Annotated in this window: 26 protein-coding genes and 1 pseudogene; 10 read left to right on the top strand and 17 right to left on the bottom strand. The window is 43.0% G+C overall.

Annotated features, from left to right (window positions below; translation table 11 throughout):
• Nucleotides 1–71 precede the first annotated feature (71 nt).
• Complete coding sequence (locus VL20_RS10470) at nt 72–446, bottom strand: putative quinol monooxygenase (RefSeq protein WP_052276468.1); 375 nt, start codon at nt 444–446, stop codon at nt 72–74.
• Nucleotides 447–1103: 657 nt separating this feature from the next.
• Nucleotides 1104–2129 carry a phosphoribosylformylglycinamidine cyclo-ligase gene (gene purM, locus VL20_RS10465; RefSeq protein WP_052276467.1) on the bottom strand — a complete coding sequence of 342 codons (1026 nt, stop codon included), beginning with the start codon at nt 2127–2129 and terminating at the stop codon, nt 1104–1106.
• 558 nt (nt 2130–2687) lie between these two features.
• On the opposite strand from purM, the gene VL20_RS10460 reads away from it, so the two are divergent.
• Nucleotides 2688–2978, top strand: coding sequence for a DUF4164 family protein (locus tag VL20_RS10460; RefSeq protein ID WP_052276466.1), 291 nt, complete (start codon nt 2688–2690; stop codon nt 2976–2978).
• Nucleotides 2979–3062: 84 nt separating this feature from the next.
• Here VL20_RS10460 and radC read toward each other — a convergent pair whose 3' ends face one another.
• Together radC and VL20_RS10450 are read right to left on the bottom strand one after the other, a co-directional pair.
• On the bottom strand, nt 3063–3794 hold the full coding sequence (gene radC, locus VL20_RS10455) for a RadC family protein (protein ID WP_052276465.1): 732 nt from the start codon (nt 3792–3794) through the stop codon (nt 3063–3065).
• A 97-nt stretch (nt 3795–3891) separates the two neighbouring features.
• Nucleotides 3892–5079: an aspartate aminotransferase gene (locus VL20_RS10450; RefSeq protein WP_052276464.1), complete on the bottom strand. Its 1188-nt coding sequence runs from the start codon at nt 5077–5079 to the stop codon at nt 3892–3894.
• A 371-nt stretch (nt 5080–5450) separates the two neighbouring features.
• Between VL20_RS10450 and VL20_RS10445 the strand changes: the two genes are divergently transcribed.
• Together VL20_RS10445 and VL20_RS10440 are read left to right on the top strand one after the other, a co-directional pair.
• Entirely contained in the window at nt 5451–6737 is a 1287-nt protein-coding gene (locus VL20_RS10445) for an FAD-binding oxidoreductase (protein WP_052276463.1), read from the top strand.
• Between the two features lie 9 nt (nt 6738–6746).
• Nucleotides 6747–8102 (top strand): (Fe-S)-binding protein, encoded by a 1356-nt coding sequence (locus VL20_RS10440; RefSeq protein ID WP_052276462.1) that lies wholly within the window; start codon nt 6747–6749, stop codon nt 8100–8102.
• Nucleotides 8103–8144: 42 nt separating this feature from the next.
• Here the strand turns inward: VL20_RS10440 and VL20_RS10435 are convergent, their stop codons facing one another.
• The gene (locus tag VL20_RS10435) at nt 8145–9578 is read right to left on the bottom strand and encodes a phosphoglucomutase/phosphomannomutase family protein (RefSeq protein WP_052276461.1); all 1434 of its coding nucleotides are present in this window, start codon (nt 9576–9578) and stop codon (nt 8145–8147) included.
• 187 nt (nt 9579–9765) lie between these two features.
• Entirely contained in the window at nt 9766–10110 is a 345-nt protein-coding gene (locus VL20_RS10430; RefSeq protein ID WP_004160301.1) for a hypothetical protein, read from the bottom strand.
• A 51-nt stretch (nt 10111–10161) separates the two neighbouring features.
• On the opposite strand from VL20_RS10430, the gene VL20_RS31105 reads away from it, so the two are divergent.
• The 5 genes and pseudogenes from VL20_RS31105 (at nt 10162) to VL20_RS10405 (ending at nt 13982) form a co-directional block, all read left to right on the top strand.
• On the top strand, nt 10162–10359 hold the full coding sequence (locus VL20_RS31105; RefSeq protein WP_052276460.1) for a hypothetical protein: 198 nt from the start codon (nt 10162–10164) through the stop codon (nt 10357–10359).
• Between the two features lie 311 nt (nt 10360–10670).
• On the top strand, nt 10671–11504 hold the full coding sequence (locus tag VL20_RS10420; protein WP_004160298.1) for a photosystem II manganese-stabilizing polypeptide: 834 nt from the start codon (nt 10671–10673) through the stop codon (nt 11502–11504).
• 117 nt (nt 11505–11621) lie between these two features.
• Nucleotides 11622–11981, top strand: coding sequence for a hypothetical protein (locus VL20_RS10415; RefSeq protein WP_052276459.1), 360 nt, complete (start codon nt 11622–11624; stop codon nt 11979–11981).
• A pseudogene (locus VL20_RS10410) lies at nt 11960–12617 on the top strand (IS4 family transposase); the annotation flags it as partial. The gene VL20_RS10415 and the pseudogene VL20_RS10410, both read left to right, overlap by 22 nt.
• 126 nt (nt 12618–12743) lie before the next feature.
• Nucleotides 12744–13982, top strand: a complete 1239-nt coding sequence (locus tag VL20_RS10405; protein ID WP_052276458.1) for a glycosyltransferase family protein — start codon at nt 12744–12746, stop codon at nt 13980–13982.
• 12 nt (nt 13983–13994) lie between these two features.
• Here VL20_RS10405 and dnaG read toward each other — a convergent pair whose 3' ends face one another.
• Entirely contained in the window at nt 13995–15875 is a 1881-nt protein-coding gene (dnaG, locus tag VL20_RS10400; protein WP_052276457.1) for a DNA primase, read from the bottom strand.
• On the opposite strand from dnaG, the gene VL20_RS28110 reads away from it, so the two are divergent.
• A complete protein-coding gene (locus tag VL20_RS28110) occupies nt 15847–16026 on the top strand; it encodes a hypothetical protein (protein WP_249264973.1) in 180 nt (59 codons plus the stop codon). The two genes, dnaG and VL20_RS28110, sit on opposite strands and share 29 nt — an antisense overlap.
• Nucleotides 16027–16358: 332 nt before the next feature.
• On the opposite strand, the gene VL20_RS10390 is transcribed toward VL20_RS28110, so the two are convergent.
• From VL20_RS10390 to VL20_RS10380, 3 genes are all read right to left on the bottom strand, one after another.
• Entirely contained in the window at nt 16359–17483 is a 1125-nt protein-coding gene (locus tag VL20_RS10390) for a beta-ketoacyl-ACP synthase (protein ID WP_052276455.1), read from the bottom strand.
• Between the two features lie 462 nt (nt 17484–17945).
• Nucleotides 17946–18638 carry a peptidylprolyl isomerase gene (locus VL20_RS10385; RefSeq protein WP_052276454.1) on the bottom strand — a complete coding sequence of 231 codons (693 nt, stop codon included), beginning with the start codon at nt 18636–18638 and terminating at the stop codon, nt 17946–17948.
• Nucleotides 18639–18669: 31 nt separating this feature from the next.
• The gene (locus VL20_RS10380; RefSeq protein WP_052276453.1) at nt 18670–19236 is read right to left on the bottom strand and encodes a photosystem I assembly protein Ycf4; all 567 of its coding nucleotides are present in this window, start codon (nt 19234–19236) and stop codon (nt 18670–18672) included.
• A gap of 90 nt (nt 19237–19326) precedes the next feature.
• On the opposite strand from VL20_RS10380, the gene VL20_RS10375 reads away from it, so the two are divergent.
• Nucleotides 19327–20514: an RNA-guided endonuclease InsQ/TnpB family protein gene (locus VL20_RS10375; protein ID WP_052276452.1), complete on the top strand. Its 1188-nt coding sequence runs from the start codon at nt 19327–19329 to the stop codon at nt 20512–20514.
• Between the two features lie 21 nt (nt 20515–20535).
• Here VL20_RS10375 and VL20_RS28100 read toward each other — a convergent pair whose 3' ends face one another.
• From VL20_RS28100 to VL20_RS10345, 7 genes are all read right to left on the bottom strand, one after another.
• Nucleotides 20536–20892 (bottom strand): hypothetical protein, encoded by a 357-nt coding sequence (locus tag VL20_RS28100; protein WP_128575186.1) that lies wholly within the window; start codon nt 20890–20892, stop codon nt 20536–20538.
• Nucleotides 20802–21650 (bottom strand): DEAD/DEAH box helicase family protein, encoded by an 849-nt coding sequence (locus VL20_RS10370; protein ID WP_052276451.1) that lies wholly within the window; start codon nt 21648–21650, stop codon nt 20802–20804. The genes VL20_RS28100 and VL20_RS10370 overlap by 91 nt, the downstream gene beginning before the upstream one ends.
• 29 nt (nt 21651–21679) lie before the next feature.
• Nucleotides 21680–22009, bottom strand: coding sequence for a XisI protein (locus VL20_RS10365; protein WP_004162692.1), 330 nt, complete (start codon nt 22007–22009; stop codon nt 21680–21682).
• A complete protein-coding gene (locus VL20_RS10360; protein ID WP_052276450.1) occupies nt 21997–22413 on the bottom strand; it encodes a XisH family protein in 417 nt (138 codons plus the stop codon). Before VL20_RS10360 ends, VL20_RS10365 begins: the two co-directional genes overlap by 13 nt.
• Before the next feature lie 108 nt (nt 22414–22521).
• On the bottom strand, nt 22522–23949 hold the full coding sequence (locus tag VL20_RS10355; RefSeq protein WP_052276449.1) for an FUSC family protein: 1428 nt from the start codon (nt 23947–23949) through the stop codon (nt 22522–22524).
• 141 nt (nt 23950–24090) lie between these two features.
• A complete protein-coding gene (locus VL20_RS10350) occupies nt 24091–24705 on the bottom strand; it encodes a C40 family peptidase (protein ID WP_004161316.1) in 615 nt (204 codons plus the stop codon).
• A gap of 13 nt (nt 24706–24718) precedes the next feature.
• Entirely contained in the window at nt 24719–24997 is a 279-nt protein-coding gene (locus VL20_RS10345) for a hypothetical protein (protein ID WP_052276448.1), read from the bottom strand.
• Between the last annotated feature and the right edge of the window lie 295 nt (nt 24998–25292).

Here is a 25292-nt window from a genome sequence, read left to right as displayed (position 1 = left end):
AAGGAGCATTTTTCTAGATGATCCTTTACTTAATCTCTAGTTTACTCCTTCTCTTTTGTGTCAGTCCGCGGTTAAGCTTCGCTGGTGCGACGAATACCTTCGTCGAGAATGAAGAACTGAGGGTTAAGAGAAGCCAACGGCTCTCGCAGTTTTTCGATTTCGGCAGCGGGAGCGTGAACTTCTAGGCGAATAATCTTGGCGATTTTGAGAACTTCGTCTAGCAGTTCCCCGACGTTTTGTAGGTGGGCAAGAACTGCGGAGGCATCGACGTAACCCTCGCGGCAATGAGCAATATTGCCGCTAAAGGAAAAAGCATAATGGATACAGCCCTCTTCGGTGCGGGTTCTCTCAATGAACTTGGGGCCTAGTTCCTTAAACGCAGCAATTTTTCCTTCTTGTACTTCAAAGTAGGGTACTAGAGTACAGCAAGTATCGATTTTGAACATTAGATTCTCCTTTTAGGTGGTGCGGAGGGGTATCCCGCGTTTGTGGTCTCTTCTGTCAGACGCTTCACGAATTGGAAGCAAGTTAGTCCAAAAGAACCCTCGTCTTTTGTTTCTCACGGGTTTCCATTCAGACGCTTCACGAATTGGAAGCAAGTTGATGAGGTTCTGACCTAATTCTATCTAGGTATAAGTAGGGTATGCTGAAAAAGCTTTTCCTGGGGGCAGGGTGTGGGGTGTGGGGTTTTATCGATTTTTAGGTGGTCAACTACCTAATTTTCAGGGAAAAAGTCCAGGGATTTTCCCCCCGATCCCCGCAATGGCTGGCACTTTTTGAGGGAAAAAAAGTCCAAAAGTCTTATCCAACAAGGTTGTTAGATTTATTCAGCAGACCCTAACTACTTAAGGGACTTGCGTGAGAATAATATCCCAATTGATCGGAGGGCGCAAGCTTTGCGCCCCTACAGTAACGGATTTTGTCCACAATGTAGGAGCGAACTGCGTTCGCCCAAAAGGTACATTATCAAAGCGCAAGTCCCTAAGTAAAAAAACTTAATATAAATTGGGTTGGGGATAGGCCGAAACTCTGCTGCTATCCCAGCCAGTCAACCTGATTTTTTGGTGGAATTGATGGCAAAATCTTCTTAGCCTCAACTAACTTTAATCAAGCCCAACAATTTCCCCCTTACCGGCAATCACTTCGCCGATTTGGTAGGCATTAATCCCAGAGGATTGTAGTTGATTAATAGTCAATTGCGCCAGATCTGATGGGACAATGATCACAAAACCGATACCCATATTGAAAGTATTAAACATGGCTTCGGGATTAACCGAACCCATCTGGGCTAACCAGTGAAAAATTGGCAAAACTGGCCAACTTTCGCGGTAAATCCGCACAGACTGCCCTTTACCCAAGCAGCGGGGCAAATTTTCCGGGATGCCACCCCCAGTAATGTGGGCCATGGCGTGAATATCTAACCCAGAGCGCAGCAGTTCTAGCACAGGTTTGACATAAAGTCTAGTGGGAGTTAACAAAACTTCACCTAAGCTAGAGCCGGACAAAATTTCGGGGCAATCTTGCCAATTTAAGCCCTGGGTGTCGATAATCTTACGAACAAGACTAAAACCGTTACTGTGAACCCCACTACTGGCTAAACCGATAGCCACATCGCCGATTTGCACCTTACTGCCGTCGAGTAATTGACTTTTTTCGACAATACCGACGCAAAAACCGGCTAAATCGTACTCTCCCGCCGAATAAAACCCCGGCATCTCCGCCGTTTCCCCTCCCAAAAGAGTACAACCACTATCACGACAGGCCCTAGCGATTCCCGATACCACCGCCGCTAACTGTGACGCTTCCAGTTTACCAGTGGCCAGATAATCCAAGAAAAATAAAGGTTCAGCCCCGGAGGTTAGGACATCGTTGACGCACATGGCCACCAGGTCAATTCCGACCGTATCATGGCGATTGAGACTATGGGCAATTTTTAGCTTGGTTCCTACACCATCAGTTCCCGATACTAACACTGGTTGCCGATAACCGGAAGGTAACTGAAAATAGCCGCCAAAACCGCCTAAACCGCCGATAACTTCGGGACGGAAGGTACTTTCCACATTTTGGCGAATTTTCTCGACAAAAGCGCGTCCCGCTTCCACATCCACGCCCGCTTCTTTATAATCCATGCCCAATTGACCGATTGTATCTCTCAAATTTTACCCAGATTTCGGTCCCATGGGAATTATAAATTATGAATTATGAATTGGGAAGTGGGAGGTAAAGCGTAGGGTGCGTGAGACGGAAAATTGCTGCTTTGACTCGAAGGTGAGAATCCGTCGTAACGCAGCACCTATCATCGACTGTGATTGGTGTGATTGTGTGATGGACTATGATTAAAGTAACCCAGCACCTATCATCGACTAAGTAGCCGGTTACAATTAAAGATAAGATACAAAGAATCAGAAGTCTGCGCCACTATCTAACAATTAATTGAGATTACTTAATTCGGGTTTGCTTAAAAAGTACGGGCGAAGCATTCGGATAGAAAATCTGCGGTTTCACCGATAGGTTATTACCCGAATGCTTCGCCCCTACAGGACGCAATCGCCGCTCAAGATGCCAGGTTTTGAAGCACGATTATCTCAAAATCTTGCACCTGTTTCGCAAGAAAAGCCACAAAACTCTTACCTTGCCTACATTTCACATTTATTCAGCAAGCCCTAATTAATTAGGAGTTTAGCAAAATGTCTAACGAAACGGTCACTTATTCCCTTGAGGCTGTCTTGACAAGGATTGAGGGGAAAATCGACTTTTTACAAAGAGATGTCAACGAGCGTTTAAACAAGCTAGAGATAGGACAATCAGAATTAAGAGGGGACATTAAAGCTTTAGATGAACGACTAACCGGAGAAATTAAAGGGTTAACTGCAAGAGTCGCTGATCAGGAATTTACCAATCGGGGGATTCTGATAGCTTTGGTTGTTGCCATTTTAGGAGGAGCGGCCAAAATTTTTGGTTTTCTCCCCAATCCTTGACAGCGATCGCATAATGTTTGAAGAAATTAACGCCCAATTGAAACGGCTAAAAAATTAAACTACAAAGATCGAGTGTCTTTTCTGTCAATCTTCTTGGGGATATTTTTCCCAAAGATCCGTGATTTGGCGAAGACTTTGGAAGTTGCCATTACCGAGGATCAAATGATCTAGGAGAGGAATGGCTAGATAGGTAGCTCCCTGTAATAATTGTTCTGTGAGTAAAATATCGTCTTGACTAGGCACAAGTGACCCGGTGGGGTGATTATGGGCGATAATTAACTTAGTAGCTGATTGTTTCACTACTTCTCGAAAGATTTCTCGCGGATGTACCAGTGTTTCTGTAGCTGTGCCGATAGTAATCACTTTGAGTGCGATTAACTGATTTTTGACATCGAGTAAAATAACGGCGAAACGTTCCTGAGACTGATACATTAGTTCGTGTCCAAGTATGGCGGCAGCGGTATCGGGACTATCGATAACCATTTTTTCCGTCGGTCGTCGTTGAAAAGCTCGTTTTCCCAATTCGATCGCCGCTAGAATAGTAGTAGCCTTAGCCGGTCCAATGCCATGAATAGCGGTTAATTCTTGGGGCTGAATATCCCTCAAAACGTCCAAAGGCTCCCGGCGATATTTACTCAATTCGTTGAGAATATGCTGTCCTAAACCCACGGCCGAGAGTTTCCCCTTACCTTGACCTGTAGCCAGTAAAATCGCTAATAATTCGGCGTTACTGAGGTTTTTCGCCCCGACACTGATTAAACGTTCCCTTGGTCTTTCACTGACGGGAATATCGGCAATTCTTAAGCTGTAGGTCATGGAAGTGGCAAGCTACCGCGATAAAATTCCATCATAATCGCAATTTTAGCCAGTGCCTAGAGGGATTTGGCCGGTAAATCAAGGGGAAAAACTCTCCTTACCGATAGCGAATTCCCGCATCTTCGAGGCGCTGTAAAGCTTCCCCTAATCGCGGGATATCGGCGATTAAACTGACGCGCACATAACCTTCCCCTCCCTCTCCAAAAGCATTACCCGGAGTGACGACGACACCAGTTTTTTGCAGGACGCTGAGGGCAAAATCCGTGGAAGTCATGCCGACGCTACAGGGAATCCAGAGATACATTGTCGCCTTAGAGGGGGGAATATCCCAACCTAATTGCCCCAAACCTTTGATTAAAAAATCTCGTCGCTGCCGGTATCTTTCCTGTACTTGTTTGACGTATTCATCCGGCAGTTGTAGGGCGGTTTCGGCCGCTTTTTGGATGACGGAAAAGATACCATAATCGAGATTAGTTTTCAGGGTGCGTAACCCTTGAATAATATCGGCATTGCCCACGACAAAACCGACGCGCCACCCGGCCATATTATAGGTTTTCGAGAGGGTATGAAATTCCACACTAATCTCTTTTGCCCCCGGAATTTCTAATAAACTGGTGGGCTGATAACCATCAAAACTTAATTCAGCATAACAGAGATCATGGACGAGCATAATCTCATATTGCTGGGCCCAAGCAACGATTTTTTCAAAAAATTCCCGAGGGGCAACGGCGGCGGTGGGGTTACTGGGATAGTTAAAATAGAGGATTTTCGCCTGTTTAGCCACATCTTCGGGGATAGAATCGATATCTATCAGCCAATCCTGTTCTGCTTTTAAAATAATCGGGTATAGCGTCGCCCCAGCAATCAAAGGACCGCGAAAATGGGCGGGATAGGCGGGACTGGGAACTAAGACCACATCGCCGGGGTTAACATAAGCTAGGGCGAGGTGAGATAGGCCCTCTTTGGAACCGAGCAAGGGTAAAGCTTCGTTATCGGGATTGAGTTCCACACCATAAGAGCGATCATACCATTTAGCGATCGCTTCTCGAAAACTGGCGGTTCCTTCAAAGGGGGGATAACCGTGAAATTGGGGCGTTTCAAAAGCTTGAATGGCCGCTTCGATAACCGGACGCGGAGCAAAACCGTCCGGGTTGCCCATACCTAAATCGATTAAATCTAGTCCTTCTTTGCGGGCTAAGGCTTTTAATTCATCCAAGCGGGCGAAAACGTAGGGGGGTAAGGCACTTAATCGCTTGGCGCGGCTATTCGTCCAATCTACACTCATTACTTCTTGGCTTACTGATCGAGGTAATCTACCATTATGGCACGAGTGTATGGCTAATTTAAGTAGGTAGGCGTTAAAAATTATCAGATGCCCCCCTTATTAAGGGGGGATTAAGGGGGGACTAAGGGGGGATCGAACCTAAAATCCATTTTTAATTTAATTATAACCAGCTACTTAGCAGTTAGTTATTAGCTGACTTCTTTGTGCCTCAATATTGCTGGAATTGCCCGACATCGGAGATGGAGAGCCAAACTAAGGTAATCTAATTAATAGAGGCCCAAAATTACTGATTAGCCCCAGCATTACCCCCATTCTTCGCCATTAGCGGCCGGTAAGTCCTGACTCCTCACTCCTCAATTCTTTTGTAAAATATGACTGCGATCGCTGTTCAGATAACTTCTATTTTACCCCCCGACACGACGGTTATTGCCTGGCCACAAGTGCCAAAAGAGGAACAAGAAAGATTATCAAGGGCAATTAGGGGCAAAAGTCCTGAAATTCTAGTCTATCCCGCTAATACAACCGCTTTATCCTCTCTGGTGCGTTTTACCAACGAAAATCGTCTGTCTTTACTGGCCTACGGTCAAGGCAGTAAATTAGATTGGGGTGGGTTAGTCGAGTCGCCCGATATTTTAGTTAGTACCCAAAATCTCAACCGGATTATTGACCATGCTAGGGGAGATTTAACTATAACCGTGCAAGCTGGGCTTAAACTAGCGGATTTACAGGCTTTTTTAGCTCCTAGCGGTCAATTTATTCCTCTTGATCCCAGTTTCGCTGATAATGCCACGATTGGCGGTATTATGGCCACGGCCGATGCGGGAACATGGCGGCAAAGATACGGTGGAGTCCGGGATCTGATCCTAGGATTCTCCTTTATCCGTCACGATGGCGAGATTGCTAAAGCTGGAGGGCGTGTGGTCAAGAATGTGGCGGGATACGACATGATGAAGCTATTTACGGGTTCCTACGGCACTTTAGGGATTATCGATCAGATTACCCTACGACTGTATCCCGAAACTGCTAACTCAGAAACCCTGATAATCACTGGAAATAGCGAAAATATTAGTAAATTAAGTCAAGTTATTCGGCAATCGGCCTTAACTCCCACCGTGGCTGAATGTTTAAACCCAGGGATGACGCAAGCACTAGGATTAGGGGAAAAAGTCGCTTTACTGCTGCGTTTTCAAAGCATTCCCGAAAGTATTAGCGAACAATCGCAACAGGTGAGTTATTTAGGACAACAGTTAGATTGTCAGACTAATTATTATCGGGATGAGGCAGCAGTTTCTCTATGGCAAAGATACCGAAAAACAATGGATAATTCCGGCCAAGAGGGCAATTTTTTCGGCAAAATAGGATTATTACCCAGCAATTTAGCTCTAGTTATCGACCAAATTAACGGACTAGCCTCGATTAATATTAGTAGCGGGGTGGGTAAAGTTATCTTAAAATCGGAGGAAAATCTTGACAAAATTCGCTCTTTATGCAGTGCCAATCAGGGTTATCTAACGGTGTTAACCGCACCTCCATCGCTAAAGGAAAAAATTGAACCTTGGGGTTATACAGGTAACGCAATCACCATGATGAAAACCCTAAAAACTAAATTCGATCCTCACGGTATTTTTAGTCCTGAACGCTTTCTTAACAAAATCTAATTAAAAATTATGCAAACCTCCGAACATTCCGTTAACTTTCAAGAATTAATCGACCAAAAAAATCAAGGATTTGACCCCAAAAATCCCCCCGCTCAAGAATTAATCGATAGTTGTGTTCACTGTGGTTTTTGTCTTTCTACCTGTCCCAGTTATCGAGTCATTGGCAAAGAAATGGACTCCCCCCGGGGTAGAATTTATCTGATGAATGCCATCAACAAAGGAGAAGCGGTTTTAGACGAAACCACTAGCCAACATTTTGATACTTGTTTAGGTTGTTTAGCCTGTGTTAGTACCTGTCCATCGGGAGTACAATACGATCAATTAATCGCCGCAGTTCGTCCGCAAGTGGAACGCAATCAACCCCGCAGTTTTAAAGATAAAATTATTCGTTTTCTCATTTTTAATCTCTTTCCCTATCCCGTCCGTCTCAAATTATTTTTACCTTTCCTCTGGTTATATCAAACCCTAGGATTACAAACCCTAGTCAGGAAATCGGGTATCTTAAAAATGCTCTTTCCCCGTCTAGCAGCAATGGAATCAATTTTACCCAGAATTACTCTAAATTCTCTGTTTAAAAACTATGCCGATGTTATTCCCTCCCAGACTGAAAAACGCTATCGGGTGGGAGTAGTTTTAGGTTGTGTGCAGAGACTCTTTTTTTCACCAGTAAATGAAGCAACAGTGCGGGTTTTAACTGCCAATGGTTGTGAAGTGGTTATCCCAAAAACCCAGGGTTGTTGTGCCGCTTTACCCGCACACCAAGGACAGGAAAAACAAGCACAAAGTTTAGCCAGACAAATGATCGATAGTTTTGCAGAAACCGAGGTTGATTATATTATTATCAATGCGGCAGGTTGTGGTCATACTCTCAAGGAATATCATCATATTTTAGCCGATGATCCTGAATATAAAGATAAGGCTAAGGAGTTTGTGGCTAAAGTCCGCGATGCTCAAGAATTTTTAGCAACAGTGGGATTAACTGCTGATTTATCGCCGATTACCGAGACAGAATTAACCCTAGTTTATCAAGATGCCTGTCATCTTTTACACGGACAAAAAATCTCCGTGCAACCACGGCAATTATTGCAAAAAATCCCCAATATTAACTTAAAAGAACCTATCGATGCCGCCCTGTGTTGTGGTAGTGCCGGAGTTTATAATATGCTACAGCCAGATACTGCCGATGAATTAGGTCAGCAGAAAGTACGCAATTTATTAAATACTGGGGCTGCGGTGATTGCTTCTCCTAATCCGGGTTGTTCCCTACAAATTAAAAAACATCTACAATTACAGGGAAAAGATACACCCGTTATTCATCCTATCGAATTATTAGATTATGCGATTCGCGGGCTGAAAATTTCCTAAAATAGAAAAGGGGTTTCTTCAAGAAACCCCTTTTCTATTAGATTAGATATAAGTAGCCCAAGATTTGGCCCAGGCGAGAATTTCCTGAACTCGATCGAGGGTTGAAGATTCACAGTAGAGACGCAAAACCGGTTCTGTGCCACTAAAGCGAATTAACAACCAACTGCCATCTTCTAAACGGAACTTATAACCGTCCATAGTATTACAATCAGTCACTTGTTTACCGGCAATTTCCCTTAAGGGTTCCTTATCCAAAGCAGTAATTAACTGATTGCGAGCTTCCATATTAGCTAGGGGTAAATCAATACGATCATACTCAGAATGAAAACCAGTTTTATCCTGTAATTGCGCGTAAAGATCGCTTAAATCTTGGCCCGATTCTACCACTGCTTCCAAAACGTATAAAGCTGATAATAAAGCATCCCGTTCGGGAATGTGAGTACCATAACCGACACCTCCCGACTCTTCCCCACCAATTAACACAGGAGTGGTCAACATTCGATCGGCGATATACTTATAACCGATCGGGGTTTCAAAGACCGATAAACCGTATAAACTGGCTAATTTGGGGATTAAATCGGAACCGCTCACCGTTTTCACAATTTCCCCTCTCATTCCCTTTTTGCCGGCTAAATGCTCGATTAAAATCGGGATGAGATTTTGGGTGCTTAAAAAATTCCCCTGACCATCGATCGCCGCCACTCGATCGCTATCGCCATCGAAGACCAAACCTACTCGCAAAGGGGCTAAATTTGCGCTGTGAGCCAGTTTATCGATGATTTCCCTCAAATTTCTCGGTAAAGGTTCCGGAGAGCCGCCACCGAACAAAGGATCGCGATTGCCGCGTAATTCCGTGATCCCCACCCCCAAAAGACGCTCTAAACCGGTAGCCGCCGCACCGTGCATGACATCGGAATAAACTTTTAGTTGTCCCGATTTGATCGCGTTGGCAATAGCGGCAATATTAACTTTTTGGCGTAAACCCTGACAATAACTTGACCAAGGCTCAAAAGTGCTTAATTTACCTGCATTGTCCTTAAATTGCGGCGGATTAGACAATAAAGCTTCAATTTGTTGGGTAATTTCCGGCGAGACAGAACCACCAAAATAACCTTTAACCTTCAAACCGAGATATTTAGCCGGGTTATGACTGGCGGTTAACACGATCGCACCGAGAGCATTTTCCGCTCGAGCTGCCCAACTAAAAGCGGGAGTCGGAGCGTAGGATTGGGAGAGAAGCACATCAAAACCAGCTTTTTGAAGCGATTCCGCCGCAGTTTGAGCAAAATCTTCCGCCATAAACCGCCGATCATAGCCGACGATCATCGTCCGCGAACCTGTGATCTGACCATAATTATCCGCTAAAACCTGAGCCGCCAAGGGAGCGAGCAGAGCGACTCGATCGAAAGTAAAATCGGCGGCGATAATCCCGCGCCAGCCATCGGTTCCAAATTTAATCGGGTTCACGGTGGTCATGATTTACCCCTAAATATCCATTTTCCCAATACTGTAACCCGCTCCGTACCCCTTGGCGATAGGCAATGGGGGGATAGGGGAAATGGGGAAATGGGGAGATGGGGAGATGGGGAAATGGGGAATTTCAGCTAAAACCCTAAAACCCCAAAACCCCAACACCCTAACACCCTAAAAACCCAATACCTTTTCAGGTTTCTCGATCATCGGTTTTTGCCGCCGAATCGAGCGCGCCGACTTCACTGGCTAATAATTTTTCCATTAACATTTGTAACTTCATCCGTTCTATATAGGGCCATCCCCCGGTTTCCTCGATATCCCGGAGTAATCCGTATAAGTCCTTACGGGTATTGGGTAAAGATGGCTCGAACATCTGCTCGCGAATTTGCCGATGTAAATTTTCTAAAGTTCGCAGCAACATTAACAAACCGTTACAATCTCCCTGCTGTTCTTCGGCGATCGCTGTCACCGTCGTTACAAGGGAATCTAGTTGGCTATCTAATTGGCTATTATCTCCCGGCAATCGGCTATTCATCGAAATTTCTGCCCCTGAAAACAGTCACACCAATCATATCAGTCATCAGTTATGAGTTACTTAGAGCCTCCTGACTTGAAAGAGGGTGTGGGGTGTGGGGTGTGGGGAAGTGGGGAAGTGGGGAAGTGGGGTGTGGGGTGTGGGGTGTGGGGAAGTGGGGAAGTGGGGAAGTGGGGAAGTGGGGAAGTGGGGTGTAGGGTGTGGGGTGTGGGGTGTGGGGAAGGAAACCTCTTTCATCTGTGGTGGTGAAAATTTTTTCATCGGGACTGACTCCTAAGCTAAGACGTATTTAAACTGCTTATTCTTCGATTAGCCGAATCTCCTCCAATCTCTTTACTGTTGCCTCTTGCCGGCTGCCTCCCGTCTCCTGACTCCTATCTCCTGACTCCTATCTCCTGACTCCTATCCCCTGCCTGCCGTCCCCTGTCTCCCATCTTCTCAATGGTCACTGATCTTTGATAAACTGAGTTTCGGTGAATTGGCGCAACCGATTCGATAATTCATCAGGCTATGGATCAAGGGTAGTAATTGTAAAGATTGACAAAGAGAGGTTGACATAGATGAGATTTCGTGCCTTGTTAGTTGCCTTTTTAGCCTTGTGCTTAGGGGTGTTGACAGCTTGTAGCGACGCGCCTAGTGCCGTCCTGAATAGAAACGAGCTAACCTATGATGAAATTTTAAACACTGGATTAGCTAACAAATGTCCGCAGATTTCCGAGTTTACCCGGGGTACTCTCCCCTTAGAAAGCGGCGAAAGTTATGTGGTGACAGATTTATGTTTGGAACCCCAAGAATATTTTGTCAAGGGTGAACCCATTAATAAGCGGGAAGCAGCCACCTTTATCCCGGGTAAACTCCTAACCAGAGATACCACCAGTTTAGAACAGATGACAGCGACCTTAACCGTAGGTGAAGACGGTGTTTTAACCCTCAAGGAAGAAGACGGTATTGATTTCCAACCCATTACCGTACAATTACCCGGAGGTGAAAGAGTTCCCCTCTTCTTTACCATTAAAGGTTTCACCGGCAAAACCGAAGCTGGATTTAGCTCTATCAACAGTTCCACGGATTTTGAAGGCGAATTTAAAGTTCCCTCCTATCGTGGCGCTGGTTTCTTAGATCCCAAAGGTCGGGGTGTGGTGACGGGTTATGATAATGCTGTCGCTTTACCCGCTAGTGCTGATAGTCAAGATTTCCAGCGTGCTAACGTCAAAGCGACGGAACTGGGTAAAGGTACTATGTCTTTACAGGTGACTAAAGTTGATGCTTCTACTGGCGAGTTTGCTGGTGTTTTTGAAAGTGAACAGCCTTCCGACACCGATTTAGGGGCAAAAGATGCTGAAGAAGTGAAAATTCGCGGCATTTTCTACGGTCGTCTCGAAGCTCGTGCCTAATTAATAAATTCAGAATTTCTGGAAATTAAGGCGAATTTCTCCCTAGAGAAGTTCGCTTTTTTTCGGCTCTCTTGGGTTAAAATAAAGGTTGACCTCGCCAGGGAGGAAGAGTTGCTCATGCCCAAGAAGACGAACAAGAAAACGGAAGCCAAAAGTTACAACCATGGCGAGGAACATCCCCAGCGCCCCGATATTGGCACGGAACCCCACTTCAAGAAGAAAAAACCCCCTGTCACCTATTGTTATGATTCCTCCTTGTCCCCGGAGTTAAACTGGGATGAAAACCCCGCACGAGAAGAAGCTGAGGCCTTAATTGAGCAAATTCTCGCAGCCGAAGATTTAGAAACCGCCAAAATAGCAGCGCGTAAACTCAAGGCAATCGGTGAACCGTTTTTAAATTGGACAGGAAAGGCCGAAAGATTATCTTTTGAAGTGCCGACTTTACCCCTGTTTGTCCATATCACGAGGCTAGACTAGCTAAACTAACAGTTAGATTTGCCAGTTTTGAAATACAAGTACCTAAGCATCACTCGAAAGCGAAGCCTAGTCAATCTCTCAAATTACAGGTAATTTTAGCTGAAGAAGAAAATCCTCATACCGGGGTTAATCCTATCAGTTGGCTCCTCTTAACTAGCCTAGACATTAGTAGCTTTGAATCGGCGATAACCTGTGTGCGCTGGTACAGTTATCTCTGGTTAATAGAACGCTATCATTTTGTTTTAAAAAGTGGTTGTGGATTAGAAAAACTGCAATTAGAAACGGGTCGGAGAATTGAGATGGCCTTAGCTACCTATTCAATTGTAGCCTGGAGATTACTCTGGTTAACCTATCAAGCACGCTTACACGGAGAGGAGAGTTGTGAAAGTTTTTTGGAAGAACATGAATGGCAATCTTTGTGTGCCACTATTCATAAAAAGGGTCCGCCACCTGAAAAGCCGCCCTCCTTGGCCAGAAGCGGTCAGAATGATTGCTTCTCTTGGGGGGTTTTTAGGTAGAAAAGGCGACGGTGAACCTGGTGTTAAAACTATTTGGTTGGGACTGCGAAGGTAACATGATATCAGCCAGACTTGGAAACTATCTCATCAAATTAGTCCCCCCATAGAACCCCCTTGAGCCATCTTGCAGACTTTTCTCTTTTTGTCAAATTTTATGTTAAGAAAGATGTGACTAATGGATAGGGGGGCAGGGGGGATCGAACCTAAAATCCATTTTTAATTTAATTATAACCAGCTACTTATCATGTTTGATTCTCCTGTTGATCTTCTCATTCTCTCCAATGGCCCTGGAGAAATATCTACATGGGTGCGTCCAGTTGTCAAGAGATTGCGACAAAACTTAACAGAAGATCGATCGCTGTTGCGGATTTCGGTGATTCTTTCCCCTTGTACTCATTCTATGGGGGCGGAAACGGAAGTAGTTAGGAAATATCCAGAGGTCGATCGAGTCCAGTCGCCAGAAAACTTCTTTAATTTTCTTTTCTGGGGAAAAACCGCCGATAATTGGGATTGGCACCCCAAGGGCATCGTTTTATTTTTAGGGGGCGATCAATTTTTTGCCCTCACCATCGGTAAACGTTTGGGTTATCGCACGGTTATCTATGGGGAATGGGAAGCGCGTTGGTATCGGGGTATCGATCGCTTTGCCGTGATGAATACAAGTGTATTAAAAAATATTCCTGAACAATATCAATCTAAATTTACCGTTATCGGCGATTTAATGGTGGATTTGCCCACTGCTATCACCCCCGATGATGCTACCTTAATTGCACTCCTCCCGGGTTCCAAACCCTCGAAATTAGCTCAGGGTGTACCCCTAACCCTAGCCATTGCCGAAAAGATACACGCGCAGGATCCCCGGACTAAATTCTTAATTCCCGTCGCTCCTACCCTAAATTTAGCTTATTTGGCGAAATTTGCCGATCCTAGCTCTAATCCGATGATCACTAAAACCGGTTGGAGTGCTGCCAAATTAAAAAACGGTGAAAAACCCTATCTAGAAACAGATAAGGGGGTAAAAGTTGACCTAATTACCGATTTTCCCGCCCATAACCAGCTTTCTCGCTGTCATTTAGCTTTAACGACGGTGGGAGCTAATACTGCCGAATTAGGGGCGCTGGCAATCCCGATGATTATTTTACTACCGACTCAGCAACTAGATGCGATGAGAACTTGGGACGGTTTACCCGGTTTATTAGCCCAACTGCCGGGGGTGGGTTCTTTATTTGCTAAGATGATTAATCTCTATATGTTGCGGAAAAAGCGTTTATATGCTTGGCCAAATATTTGGGCTGGTGCAGAAATTGTTCCGGAATTATTGGGGGAATTACAACCAGAAGAAGTGGCAAATATGGCTATATCTTGGTTAGAAAATCCCGAACAATTAGAGGCTATCCGGCAAAAATTGCGGGCAGTGCGCGGGCAAGCGGGAGCAGTGGATAAGTTAGTATCTATTATTGCCGAACAACTGTCTAGCTTCTAAGCAATCAGAGAATTAAGCTTGTTGGTAGTGAGGATCAATTGCGATTAATTTATTAACAGTTTGATAGAATTCCTGCTGATAAAATTCCCGTTGATTGCTGTCGAGAGCATTAATTAATTGTTCTTGACAGTAGCGACGATATTCCATTAAACTAATTTTTTCCATAGCTATAATAGCATTTTTGATCTGTTCTTCTGGCTGCAATATTTCCTGACTGGTATGTTCATTTAAGTGAAATAAAGAATTAAAATCACGATTTTTGTCTGTGGTGATTATCAATAAATGATTCTGTAAAGCTGACATCAAATCTCTTGGTTTAGTAATTTGGGTTTCTAACTCTAGAATTACTTGCCATAACCAACGATAATCAGGGACATTAAAAATTAAATCTTTTTCATCCAAAAGTTCGCAAATGAGCCTCCGATATTCGGGAGAATGGAGATAGATTAATAATAATAACCATTCGGCTTTTTCTGAGCCATTTTTTTCGGATTTATCTAAGATATTTTTCCTCTTAATTGCCAGAGATTTTCCTTGAGGTTTATTAACCTGTTTAGAGAGATTTTTTAAAATATAAGGCAAACGAGTAGCATCTTTTTGAGCCAAAATCTCCGAACAATAATCTAGATAAAAAGTCCGTTGATTGCTATCAATTAACTTTTGCAGCAAACTCACCATACTATTGGCTATTTGTTGAAAATGTAGTCCCCGTTTTAAATCTTTATTAACCAAAATTTGCGATATTTGCCAATCAATCCAAAAAGGAGATTTTTCGATTAGTTCTTGATAAGTATTCACCCCGTCAGCATGGGATTTAAGAAATTCATCGGCATCTTTACCATCGGGAAGATTGAGGATTTTTAGGTTAACTTGTCCCGAATAAACTAGAGAGTTAATTTCCTCGATCGCCCTTTGTGTCGCTTTAATTCCCGCTTGATCAGCATCAAAATTAAAGATTATTTGTTTACTTTCACTGTAGCGCAAAAGTAATTTAATTTGCTCTTGACTTAAAGCTGTTCCTAAACAGGCAACCACATTACTAATACCAGTAGCATGGAGAGCGATCGCATCAAAATAACCCTCGACAACTATCGCTAAATCTTGCTGAATAATTGCCTGTTTAGCTCGATCGAGAGCAAAGAGAGTTTTTCCCTTTTCAAATAGAGGAGTATCGGGAGAATTTAGATACTTTGGCTGCTCATTACCTAAAGTGCGACTACCAAAAGCGATCGCTCGTCCTTGACTATCAAAAATAGGAATCATTAAACGATCTCGAAATTGATCGTAATAACCACTACCATTTTGACGCGCTTTAATTAATCCCGCTTGTTCCACTAAAGCCACAGGATAGCGCTTTTGTTCCACTAAATAACGATAGAGAGTTTCCCAACCTTCCGGAGAATATCCCAGTTGAAAAGCTGCGATAGTTTCCGCGGTTAGTTGTCGTTGTACCTTGAGATAATCTAACGCTTTTTCCCCTTGAGGTTGACTAAGGGCGTGTTGATAAAAACTCACCGCCACGGCCATTATCTCGTATAATTGTTCCTTGAGGGATAATTGCTGTTCTAATTCCTGACGCTGTTCTACTGCCAGAGTTTTAATCGGGATTTGATACCTTCTAGCGAGATCGAAAACCACTTCACTAAAAGATTGTTTCCCCACTTCCATGAAAAATTTAATCCCGTTTCCCCCCGCACCACAGCCAAAACAGTAATACATTTGTTTGGCAGGACTAACGGTAAAACTAGGGGATTTTTCCTCGTGAAAAGGACATAAACCGACGTATTCCCTTCCCCTTTTTTTGAGGACGACTCTCTCGGAAATTAAATCCACAATATCAATTCTTTGTTTAACTTCTTCGATCGTGTCCGGATGTAGTCGCGGTGTATCCATAATCAGTTATCAGTTATCAGTTATCAGTTATCAGTTATCAGTTATCAGTTATCAGTTATCAGTTATCAGTTATCAGTTACCAGTTATCAGTTACCAGGAGATTTGCTTTTATTTATTCTCCCCGTCTCCCCCTTTGTTTACCGATCGCTGATCACTGAAAAATCTCCCCAACACCTAGCACCCCCCCTAAGGCCCTTTTTGACTCTCGGAAATTCGCACCCATAAGTAATAAGAAAGGACTTGACTTTGGCGGCGGCTTGTGCTATGCTTTTCTCATAATCGGAATCCGTGCCAATTTCTGCGAGCTTAAATATTACCATTATGAATAAAATCTTTTAAAAATATTATCTCAAAATCTCCCGACAAAAGCCAGCAAAATTTCGCCCATAATTGTTAAGTTTTGTTAAAAAGAAATGCAGAGACCAGCAGGGAAAGAAATGGTCACTGTTTACTGATTACTGATTACTGATTACTGATTACTGGTTACTGGTTACTGAACAACTTCCCCACTGCGATGGCTGCATTTTGTCCTCCGAACCCGAAACTAAGACAGAGACAATTGTGCAGGGAAAAATTAACAGCCGATCTAGCTAAATTTAATTGAAAAGGCGACTCGCGCACACCGACACAGGGGGGAATTCGCTGATTTTTCAGAGCCATTAAACAAAAAGCCACACCTAATGCCCCCGAAGCCCCTAAAGTGTGTCCTGTTGCCCCTTTTGTCGAGCTTACAGCCACTTGCGAGCCAAAAATACTGGCGATCAGGTTTGCCTCCCGTTCATCGTTTAAACGCGTGCTAGTGCCGTGGGCGTGAATGTAATTAATTTCATCTTTTCTTAATTGACTTCTGTGCAAACATAGTTCTATGGCTTTGGTAGCACTACGATTATTCACCGCTGGGGCGCTGACATGATCGGCATCGCAGGTAAAACCATAGCCTAAAATTTGCCCGTAGATGGGGGCATTTCTACTTAAAGCCCGTTCCTCCGATTCAAGGACTAAAATCGCCCCACCTTCCCCCAAAACCAAGCCCTCTCTAGCTATATCAAAAGGATAACAGCCCGTTTTCGCCAAAGCTCCCATCTGTTCAAATCCCACCAAAGTTAAGGGAGTGATCGGGGTTTCGATCGCCCCGGCTAAAACTCGATCGCATTCTCCCATAGTAATTAATTCTACACCCTGGGCGATCGACCAGATAGCCGTGGCACAGGCCGCCATGGGTGCTAAGACTGGGGCGCCGGTTTCTATCAATCTAGCGGTCAATACCGAGGCGCGATCGGGTAAACTATCTAACCAGTTTTCTACTATTCCCGTCGCTGCCATCCGTTCCCATAAACCCTGACAACCGCGACTAGAACCGATAGTGACACCACAATCCTTTAAGGGAGGGGTTAACTTCGCGTCTTCAAGGGCAGCAATCAGGGCAATTTTGGTTAAATCCTCTAAAAATGCCGGTTTGTGACCGATTAAACCCAAGGGTAAAGCGGGTAAATCAGAAAAGGGTTGTTGCCTAGTTATACCAGTTTTGCCCTCTAGTAATCTTTGCCAACTCTGACTTAAATTTCCCAGAGAACTGATCAACCCAATTCCCGTCACCACAACATTCATTTATCAGTTATCAGTTATCAGTTATCAGTTATCAGTTATCAGTTATCAGTTATCAGTTATCAGTTATCAGTTATCAGTTATCAGTTATCAGTTATCAGTTATCAGTTATCAGTTATCAGTTATCAGTTATCAGTTATCAGTTATCAGTTATCAGTTATCAGTTATCAGTTATCAGTTATCAGTTATCAGTTATCAGGCTCTTCTGGTTTCTGTGTGGAAACGAGGTCTATACTGATAGTTTCTTCGACAAAATAGTCCTAAAAGTGTTACCCGATAAGCATTTCACGATTCCATAAGCAAAAATTATCACACAAAGTCGAGAAGAGCCGTTATCAGTTATCAGTTATCAGTTATCAGTTATCAGTTATCAGTTATCAGTTATCAGTTATCGGAATATTAAATGATTGGGTGGGTGACGGCGAACATTAAATTATCGTCGCGCGGACTCACCCAATCCGATCGCTATTTTTTCAGGTTTTCTGCACCGGAAATAACTTTGGCCGAGTCAATTTTATCCCCTTGTTTAATCGTATCAATCACTTCCATTCCCTTAGTGACATAACCAAAAACGGCATAATCACCATCGAGGAAATTGATATCCGACAGGGCAAAATAAAACTGAGAAGAAGCGGAATTAGGTTGTTGAGAACGGGCCATCGCGATCGCACCGCGTTTATGGGGTAAAGCGACGATAGGAGTGCGGGCCGTGGCCTGTTGACCGATTGCTTGCCCATAAATCGGCTCTTTTTCGTCTTTGAGGAGAATTTCTAGAGGAACATAACGGGGTTGCTTGGTTTCTGGATCGACAAAACCACCAGTTCCGCGACCTTGGGGATCACCCCCTTGGGCGACAAAAGGCTGCGGTTCTGTAACCACGCGATGGAAAGTTAAACCATTATAAAAACCTCTCGCGACCAGATCCACAAAGTTACCGGCAGTAACTGGGGCTGCATTACCATCAATTTCGATCGTTACCGGTTTACCTTTGATGATCATCTCGACCACGGCAGTTCCATCTAAGCGGGGTTTGTAATTATCCATAGAATTATCGGGGGTGGAGTTAGCTTCTGGGGAAGAACAGCCGAAAAGTGTCGTCGTTGTGATCAAAAAAAGACAAACTACAGACAGCCAGCCAGATTTTCTTATCTTCATCATTATTTTATAGCCAAAAAGAGCGAAAAAAGGACTACAATCCCTCTAGAGGAATTTCCAAAAAACGAGCGAGTTCCGCTCCTTGATTTTCCAATTCCGAGAGGGACATAGGATCGCCGACGCGAGTTAAAGGGATATCGCGACGCTGTTTAATCCGCAGGAATAGTTCCCGTTTCGGGTTGAGTCCTTCTCGCACTTCGGCCCGCACAGCTTGCACATCTTCGAGAGGCCAATCGAGATCAATGCGACGATTTTTGCCAGGGTAGCCCCAACGAAAGATTTTAACTTTGCCGGTTTCCTTGTTAAACTCGTTGTAACCACCTCCGACATTCCAGAGGAGAGATAACCAGAGATAGATGGCTAAAAGAGTCCCCGCAGTACCGTAAAAGAGGAGGGCGACTCCTTGGGGAATAAATTGTAAGGCACTGGCATCGCTAACGAGAAGTAGATTGACCTTCAAATAACTGGAAAGACCGGCGAGGAGAAACCCTAGACCGCCAATAGAGACGATTACAGCCCAAAAATAGTTACTAGGGCGACGCGCTCCCACTACTTCTTGCCGTAGGATCAGGCTATCTTTACTTGTTGTTTGCGCTTTCATCGAAAATTTGGGTCTGAAACCCCGTCGTTCTACGACGGCTTTACTGTTAAATATTAGCACATTTACGAAATATATGCTAAAACGTGAGGTATGGAAAAAGCCTACTCGTTTCGATTTTACCCCACACCCGAACAAGAGTCGCTATTGCGGCGCACTTTGGGCTGTGTAAGATTAGTTTACAACAAAGCTCTCCATCTCAGAACACAAGCTTGGTATGAAAGACAAGAAAGAGTAGGCTACGCTCAAACTTCTTCAATGCTAACCGATTGGAAAAAACAAGAAGAATTAGACTTTTTAAACGAAGTAAGCTGTGTACCTTTACAACAAGGGTTAAGACATTTACAAACAGCTTTTACCAATTTCTTTGCTGGTCGTACTAAGTATCCTAACTTTAAGAAAAAACATCAGGGAGGAAGTGCCGAATTTACCAAATCAGCCTTTAAATTTAAAGACAAACAAATCTATTTAGCCAAATGCACAGAACCTTTACCTATTCGATGGTCAAGACAAATACCAGAAGCTTGTGAACCAAGTACAGTAACAGTCAGATTACATCCTTCTGGACGTTGGCATATTTCAATAAGATTTGATGACCCAACGATTAAGCCATTACCAGTAACAGATAAAGCCATCGGAATTGACTTAGGAATTAGTAGCCTCGTGATTACCAGCGATGGAGACAAGGTATCTAATCCCAAGCATTTTAAGAAACATTATCAGAGGTTGCGAAGAGCAGCGAAAAATCTTTCTAGAAAACAGAAAGGGTCAAAAAATCGGGAAAAAGCAAGAATCAAAGTAGCCAAGATTCACGCTCAAATCACCGATAGCAGAAAAGACCATTTACATAAGCTAACCACTCAATTAGTTCGTGAAAACCAAACGATTGTGGTTGAGAATTTAGCCGTCAAGAATCTGGTCAAAAACCCGAAATTATCTCAGGCAATATGTGATGTAAGCTGGGGAGAAATCACTCGACAATTAGCCTACAAATGCCGTTGGCATGGCAGAAATTACATCGAAATAGATAGATGGTTTCCTAGCTCTAAAAGATGTAGTAATTGCGGGTATGTTGCTGAGAAAATGCCGTTAAATGTTCGAGAATGGGACTGTCCAGACTGTGGGACGCACCATGACCGAGATATTAACGCTAGTAAAAATATTTTGGCCGCAGGGCTTGCGGTGTCAGTCTGTAGAGCGACCATAAGACCAGAACAGAGTAAAACTGGGGCGGCAGGTGCGGAACCCCGCAAGGGAAAGAAGCAGAAACCCAAATCGTGAGGTTTGGGAATCACCGTCCGTTCACGGCGGTGAGGATGTCAATGCTTGATCAATTCCTTCCTTAACTTTGCTCAATCCAGTTAAAAAGTATTGCCAATGACCGTGTTTGCCGTCGGTATTAATGGCATTACACCAGCGTTTAGCGGCTGCTTCCTTCACTTCCCTCAGTTCGTCCCATCCTTTAGTTTCTAGGATTAAATAGTTATATTTAGCTGTCTTCAGACGGATAATAAAGTCTGGGATATAATCGTGGTATTCCCCATTATGAAAATAGGGAATAGTAAACCCTAAGCGTTCATTTTTAACAAAGGCTGCAGTGGCGGGATGATTGTCAATAATATAGGCGGCTGCCTGTTCCCATTGATCGGTATCAGCCACCACGTGGCAGGCGCTCGCTTTTCAAAAATATGCCAATTTGTCACTAAGACTTTACCCCGTCTCAGTTTGTCCATCAGGTGAGAAGGTACGAGGTCACGGGTGCGATACAAAGAAGCTTCGCCGTTGTCAGGGTTGAGTTCCTGTAATCTACTTTTAATGGTGATATTGGGACAGATAATCAGGACAATATCGGAGAATTTAGCGTTACTGCGATCTGCTACTTTGTTGAGGATAGACCATGCTGCTAACATCCCCATCACTGTTGTTTTGACGCTTCCGGTTGCCATCTTACAGGCGTAGCGGATGAAAGCTTTCAGGGTGCTGTCAATGGGGGTATCTTGGGGAATATGAATCCCTTGGCGAAAGTCGGTGCGAGATTCAATTAAGAAAATGATGGTTTCTACTGCTTCTTTTTGAGCAAAAAATAGGCGATGTTCTCTTCCTTCTCGGCTCCAGTATTCTAATAGTTCTAAGGTGGTACGGCTGACACCGGGATACTGTTGTCTTCTCCATTCTTTAACTTCTTTCCTGATGCGGTTAACTAGGGTCATTTCATAACCTGGGAAAAATTCATCGGGGGATGAAAGTTTGAGAACTTGTCCTAATTCCCATTCGGTATTACCTTCCCGGGGTGGGTAAACGATAGCTGGTCTTCTCCCTTCTTTTAATTCCGGTTCATAACCTTCTCGGATGAACCAGTATTGTGAGGGTTCATCAAAGGGGGAATTAAGGATAGGTTCGTTGACTTCGTAGGACATACACTTATTTAGGATTTTTTTCTTATGTATTAACTCAAGGCAAATTCGGTTAAACTGCGTTTATAGGGAGCCTGAAAACCTAAGACTATATCTTGTTTAGGAACACCAGCAGCGATTAATTGATTGGCAATGCCGATTTCTGTTCCATCTCTTTGAATCCAGATTTTGTCATCTTTTATGTCAAGATGAATAATCACACCATAGATTCGCTTTTGCTCTTTCCACCCAATATTTAAGACTTGATAATGATGGCGTTTTGTGTCAAAAATAAGTTGAGTTTCTCTGTCATTTTTGCTGTCATTAACTGAATGTTGGGTGAGAATGTCTTGAATCAGTTGAGAGTAGTTTATTCTTTCCATAATACCACCTCTTGTTTGAGAGAATTAAAGATTAAAAGTTTAATTTTATATTCTGCTACAGCGTCTTGAATAAATTGACGAGAGAAGAAGTCTTCATAGGTATCTTGAGGAATGGCTAGATAAAGAATCCTTTCGGGTTCTTCCTGTTTTAATGCTAACCGATAATTGAGGATTTGTCCTAATGCGAGATGAAATTCGGTGACTTCAGATGTCCCTAAAAAAGATTTAATCTCTATGGCGATTTTTTGACCTAATTTTTCGGCGGCAATTAATCTTTCCGCACCTAAGTCGATGTAAAATTCTACGTCATTGACTTTAAGATAAAGGGGATCATGGGTGATATTCCAGCCATCTTTTTCGAGGGCAATACACACGGATTGATGAAAAATATCTTTGGCTGACATAGAATTATTCTAAGTATAAGCAAGCTCGATAAACGGCTGATTTAACTTCATCAAGGGTTCATTAAAGGGGGAGTTGAGGATGGGTTGGTTTACTTCGTAGGACATATTTTAAGGATCTACAATAATTACTCTTACTTTGCCTTCTGCAATCAAATTATCCTGCTTATCTAACCCATCTATAGTAATATCGTAGGGAATTTCAGAGTTGTTGGTATTGCTCAAGGTTTCGTCAAATGACCATTTATTTTGGCTGGGAAAGGCAACCTTCTCTTTTTCAGGGAAATTTATTCCATTTTGTGATACTTTTGCTTTTATTTTCTCAATATGTCCATAGGCTTTCCCTTGAAAAATAATGGGGTGATTTGCGAAAAACTTTGTAGTATTATTTGCTGGATTTATAATACATAGTCTTGTATCTAAAAATGCTGAAGCAACAAATATTAAAACACTAAACCAAATCAAGCATAAAATAACTACATAAATAGGTTTATTTACTGAGTTGTTACTGAAACATAATCCAAGAACTGCTCCAAGAAATGCCCCAAAAAATGCTCCGAACACCGCACTGATTAATCCCCTAGAACCGAGTCCTAAAAATAATCCAAAAACTGCTCCAAAAAATAATACAGAAACTGCTCCAAAAAGTAGTCCAAAAACTGCTCCAAAAAGTGGTCCAAGAACTGGCTGCCATGTTGGATCACTCAATCCAAACAATAGTCCAAACAATGCTCCAAACAATGCTCCATTAGTTGTTCCCAAAAGAAATCCTAAGACTGCTCCTGTTTGTAACCAGCTACCGAATTGGCTAAAGCTAATAGAGCTAAATATTCTGGGAATTACTACGGGAATTCCTTCGATACCTGCTCCTAAAATTGCTCCTAAAATTGTCCCGAAAATTGCTCCGAAAATTGCTGCTTTGAAAATTGCTCCGACATTTATTATCCCAGATTTTCTCTTATCATTTAAAATAGCTTTTCGGGTTTCATGAAGTAATTCAACGCTATTCAGAGCTTCATATAAGAGATATCCGCACAAGGATAATAATAAAGGTAAACCTACTAACCAAACGTAGTTTATCGGATCGCAATTCAAATGCCATATCCAAACTAGACCAGGAAAAGCAAAAAGTATCGCTATAAACATTCCTAACTCAAACTTCAGCCGAAGGACAATTGAGTTAATATAGTCTTTAGCTGTTTCAGTAATATAAATACCTGTCGGGGGAGTTTCTAAATCCTTTAATTCTGAGTAAGCTGGTTTTTTTAGATAACTATTCCAAGTGGTTCCTGTCGGATCAAACTGATCTCGATAGAATTTTTCGATTTCTGCGCCAATATCTTCTAAAAGTAATCCAACTGCTAAAGAAATGACTAGCAGAAAGAAAATCATCGCTACTTCGTGCTGTTCCCAAAAACCACGAACTGTATCGTTGCTATGTAATAAGTAAACATAAGGAGCGATCGCCACTCCTCCCGGAATGGCAAGGGTGATTAAAGGACGTATAATCTCACGACTGAGAAACTCGCTAGGATTCATGGCTTGACGGTTTTGATGTTAAGTGGGAAGTAGTAGGAAAAAAAGAAGGACACCCCGATAAATTGTCTTATTGCGAAAACTAACCATCATATACCGGGTTATTCTCAATAAGCATCTTTAGTTTTCGAGGTGTCCAGAAAATTACGCCTTTTTCCAAGGCTCAAATATCGTCTGATCTTCAAATAATTCTTGAGGATCTATTGTTGCATCTAGCTTGCTTAGTATTCCCTTGTCTTTGTATTCTGGCTGTTCATCTAAGCAATGAGCAGCTAATTCACTGCAAATCCACTTGTCATCTCCTTCATGAGCCAGAGTAATACGGTTTTCGTAGCCACCTCGGGTTAGCTTATTAATTGTCCACCCTACAATGCTGTGGACTTCTACCATGTGTTCAATTAAATCAAGGTCATACTTACAGCCTTTTTGCTCCTCGGCTTTTTCGACAATTTTTTTGGCTATATCCGAAGTTAATCCTTTCGGTTTTCTGAAAAAGATTTGACAGTGCGGATCATTAAAATATTCACTCAAATCTTTTTCAGCAACTCCGGTTTCAAGATGAGCTTCAACACATTTATTGTCTCCGGTGACAATTAAAGCATGAGAAACCTTTATGTCGCTCATTCGATGCCAACGGGTAAAATAGGCGATTCCTTCAGAGATGATATTTCCTTCACTGTAGGTAAATCCAATATAGCCTACATGGTAGTTACCATCAGGTCCAAATTTAGGAACTAGAGATTTAATTTCAATTGCCATAACGACCTCCAACTCATTTTAATTGCTTAACCACTAGCAATTCACTCCCCCGGTCATCAATCACTTTAACGGCAATTTGCCGATGTTCTCCCACTGCAAAAGGTGCGCTGGTTGTCCCTGCTAGATGTTCCCAGACTGATTCCTCATAGGTTCCCTTTAAAGCTTTCTTAATCGAATCCCAAGCGCCGGTACGGGGGAAAAATGCCTGATTGACGTGGAAACATAAGCCATTGTAGTTAGTATAGAGAAACCGAGCGGGGACATTCTTACCCGGTTCTGAGTCCACTTTCATTGTAACCGGGTCAAACCAGAAAATTAACACAGGGTAAGTGCATCTTAAAAATTCTTGACAAAATGAACTTTATGTAGGTTGCCTACCCACAATTTGGGCATATTTGGGTAGAATTTGCCTTCTCAATTGTTGAGCAACAATCGACCAAATGGATCGAGTTCGTAACTATTCTGATTGACTGGTATCGCTTGAAATGCTCACACAGCAAACGGATAACAAAATTGGTCAATTGTCAATGGCGTTTGAGATGCGCTGACCCCGGATCATTAATTGCCTCTTGGGAGAATTGATAAAT

Origin of the sequence: Microcystis panniformis FACHB-1757 (assembly GCF_001264245.1) — a bacterium.
In the GTDB taxonomy this organism is placed as follows: domain Bacteria; phylum Cyanobacteriota; class Cyanobacteriia; order Cyanobacteriales; family Microcystaceae; genus Microcystis; species Microcystis panniformis.
This window is presented reverse-complemented; position numbering and strand designations above follow the sequence as displayed.

Excerpts from the sequence above, each read along its gene's own strand:
- VL20_RS10470 (WP_052276468.1), bottom strand. The coding sequence starts at position 446 with ATGTTCAAAATCGATACTTGCTGTACTCTAGTACCCTACTTTGAAGTA.
- purM (WP_052276467.1), bottom strand. The coding sequence starts at position 2,129 with ATGGATTATAAAGAAGCGGGCGTGGATGTGGAAGCGGGACGCGCTTTT.
- VL20_RS10460 (WP_052276466.1), top strand. The coding sequence starts at position 2,688 with ATGTCTAACGAAACGGTCACTTATTCCCTTGAGGCTGTCTTGACAAGG.
- radC (WP_052276465.1), bottom strand. The coding sequence starts at position 3,794 with ATGACCTACAGCTTAAGAATTGCCGATATTCCCGTCAGTGAAAGACCA.
- VL20_RS10450 (WP_052276464.1), bottom strand. The coding sequence starts at position 5,079 with ATGAGTGTAGATTGGACGAATAGCCGCGCCAAGCGATTAAGTGCCTTA.
- VL20_RS10445 (WP_052276463.1), top strand. The coding sequence starts at position 5,451 with ATGACTGCGATCGCTGTTCAGATAACTTCTATTTTACCCCCCGACACG.
- VL20_RS10440 (WP_052276462.1), top strand. The coding sequence starts at position 6,747 with ATGCAAACCTCCGAACATTCCGTTAACTTTCAAGAATTAATCGACCAA.
- VL20_RS10435 (WP_052276461.1), bottom strand. The coding sequence starts at position 9,578 with ATGACCACCGTGAACCCGATTAAATTTGGAACCGATGGCTGGCGCGGG.
- VL20_RS10430 (WP_004160301.1), bottom strand. The coding sequence starts at position 10,110 with ATGAATAGCCGATTGCCGGGAGATAATAGCCAATTAGATAGCCAACTA.
- VL20_RS31105 (WP_052276460.1), top strand. The coding sequence starts at position 10,162 with ATGAGTTACTTAGAGCCTCCTGACTTGAAAGAGGGTGTGGGGTGTGGG.
- VL20_RS10420 (WP_004160298.1), top strand. The coding sequence starts at position 10,671 with ATGAGATTTCGTGCCTTGTTAGTTGCCTTTTTAGCCTTGTGCTTAGGG.
- VL20_RS10415 (WP_052276459.1), top strand. The coding sequence starts at position 11,622 with ATGCCCAAGAAGACGAACAAGAAAACGGAAGCCAAAAGTTACAACCAT.
- VL20_RS10405 (WP_052276458.1), top strand. The coding sequence starts at position 12,744 with ATGTTTGATTCTCCTGTTGATCTTCTCATTCTCTCCAATGGCCCTGGA.
- dnaG (WP_052276457.1), bottom strand. The coding sequence starts at position 15,875 with ATGGATACACCGCGACTACATCCGGACACGATCGAAGAAGTTAAACAA.
- VL20_RS10390 (WP_052276455.1), bottom strand. The coding sequence starts at position 17,483 with ATGAATGTTGTGGTGACGGGAATTGGGTTGATCAGTTCTCTGGGAAAT.
- VL20_RS10385 (WP_052276454.1), bottom strand. The coding sequence starts at position 18,638 with ATGATGAAGATAAGAAAATCTGGCTGGCTGTCTGTAGTTTGTCTTTTT.
- VL20_RS10380 (WP_052276453.1), bottom strand. The coding sequence starts at position 19,236 with ATGAAAGCGCAAACAACAAGTAAAGATAGCCTGATCCTACGGCAAGAA.
- VL20_RS10375 (WP_052276452.1), top strand. The coding sequence starts at position 19,327 with ATGGAAAAAGCCTACTCGTTTCGATTTTACCCCACACCCGAACAAGAG.
- VL20_RS10370 (WP_052276451.1), bottom strand. The coding sequence starts at position 21,650 with ATGTCCTACGAAGTCAACGAACCTATCCTTAATTCCCCCTTTGATGAA.
- VL20_RS10365 (WP_004162692.1), bottom strand. The coding sequence starts at position 22,009 with ATGGAAAGAATAAACTACTCTCAACTGATTCAAGACATTCTCACCCAA.
- VL20_RS10360 (WP_052276450.1), bottom strand. The coding sequence starts at position 22,413 with ATGTCAGCCAAAGATATTTTTCATCAATCCGTGTGTATTGCCCTCGAA.
- VL20_RS10355 (WP_052276449.1), bottom strand. The coding sequence starts at position 23,949 with ATGAATCCTAGCGAGTTTCTCAGTCGTGAGATTATACGTCCTTTAATC.
- VL20_RS10350 (WP_004161316.1), bottom strand. The coding sequence starts at position 24,705 with ATGGCAATTGAAATTAAATCTCTAGTTCCTAAATTTGGACCTGATGGT.
- VL20_RS10345 (WP_052276448.1), bottom strand. The coding sequence starts at position 24,997 with ATGAAAGTGGACTCAGAACCGGGTAAGAATGTCCCCGCTCGGTTTCTC.